The 1,594-nt window shown below is 68.1% G+C and carries 2 protein-coding genes; both read right to left on the bottom strand.

Annotation, left to right across the window (positions count from 1 at the left end; all coding sequences use genetic code 11):
* Window positions 1–300 (bottom strand): molybdopterin-binding protein (locus PGX04_RS21705; RefSeq protein WP_273740410.1); only part of this gene is annotated, 300 nt, incomplete at its 3' end.
* A gap of 205 nt (window positions 301–505) precedes the next feature.
* A partial coding sequence (locus PGX04_RS21700; protein WP_273740409.1) for an IucA/IucC family C-terminal-domain containing protein occupies window positions 506–1,594 on the bottom strand: 1,089 nt, incomplete at its 5' end.

Raw genomic sequence — 1,594 nt, 5'->3', positions numbered from 1 at the left:
TGGTGGGGCCACGAGGCGCACGACGAGGTCAGCGACGCGGTCGTCGATCGCGTCCGCGAGCGCGTCGGCGGTGACGTCGTCGTGGGTGCCGCCGAGGCCGCCGGTCACGATCGTCGCATCGACGGCGTTCGTCCACTTTCGAAGCGTCGCCGCGATGCGGTCGCGATCGTCGGGAATCGTCAGAATTCGATCGACGGTCGCACCGTTGTCGTTCAGGCGAGTCGCGAGCCAGCGCGCGTTGGTATTCGGGATGTCTCCGGCGAGCACCTCGTCACCGACGGTGAGGATGGCGACCTCCATCGATGAAACCGACTCGGGCGGTGGGCAAAAAGATGCGGTCGATCGCTCCTCTCCCTCCCGCTGGCGGCTCGGTCTTCCGCGACTGCCACCCCCTCGCCGAACGCCTCAGGCAGTTGGTCAGTTCACTGGCGACACCCTCCGCGTCAATCGCCCTTCCGAACGAGCCCGTAGCCCGCTCGGGCCGAACGGAGAACGGTGAGGCCCACTACGTCCCATCGGGGAAATCGATTCGCTGCCGTCCGTCCGGAGAGAGGGGGTTCGACACCTCGCTCGTCACGTACTCGTGGCGCTTGCCCCGCAGCCGCATCGCTGTCAGCGCCTTGTGGACCGTCGGCTCCGCGAACAGCGCCCGCTCGTCGCGTCGGATCCGGGCCTCGGGAACCGCATCCGCGGCTCGAATCCGCTCGAAGGCCCGTTCGCACTGCTCGCGGATCCGTTCCCAGCAGGTCCGTTCGTCGACGCCGAGTTCGTCGCAGATCGTCGCGACGAGTTCCGCGAGGTGGTTCTGGAAGAGGGCGTAGTACAGCTTCCGGTGGAGATCGGCCTCACTGTCGGTGTCCACGTCCGATTCCGGATACAGCTCGAGGGAGAGTCCGTGTTCCGCAAGGCGACCGCCGTGGACCCGAATCCCGCCGAGATCGCGCACCAGGGTCGCTTCCGGACGGGCGGCTTCGCGGTCGAAGACGATCAGACTGTTCTGGAGGTGGCTTTCGAGAGCGATCCCGTACGTACAGAGCACCAGGAGCTGTTCGGGGACGACGACGCTCGCGTACCGCTCGAGGAACGCGAGCGCCGCGTCCGCGGTGCTCGTCTCCTCCCGGTTCGCTCCGTACCGATCGATCAGGTCGCAGACGAGCGGCCGTCCGCTGGCCGGCGAGTCGGCGACGAGGCTCGAGGCCACCACTGGAACGGTATCGTCCGTCACGAACGAGTGGGTTGCCGGCGGCGTCCGCAGCAGTCCCGAGAGGTGGCGAGCGTCGTCGTATCCCTCGCCTCTCGAGTGAGGGCCGCCGGGCGGGTAGTAGCACGTCGCCGCGGGTTCGGTCAGCAGCCCCAGCGTCTCGAGCGATTCCCGCTCCTCGATCGTTCGCACGATGTCGGTCACCTGCGGGCCGTTCGCCACGGCGTTTGGCGACAGCGTTCGAACGACGTTCGTCGTCTGGACAGGAATCGCGAGCTTGCAGCGTGGCAGCGGACCGTCCGCGGTGCGCTCGGTGTCGTGTGGGACCACCGTCCGGAGGTTGAGCTGCGGCGTCGCCGGCTGCGCGTACTCGGGGAGGGGAACGACGCGGCC

The sequence above is a fragment of the Natrinema soli genome, from assembly GCF_028618695.1.
The sequence above is the reverse complement of the archived record's forward strand: the minus strand, read 5'-3'. Positions and strand labels throughout refer to the sequence as shown.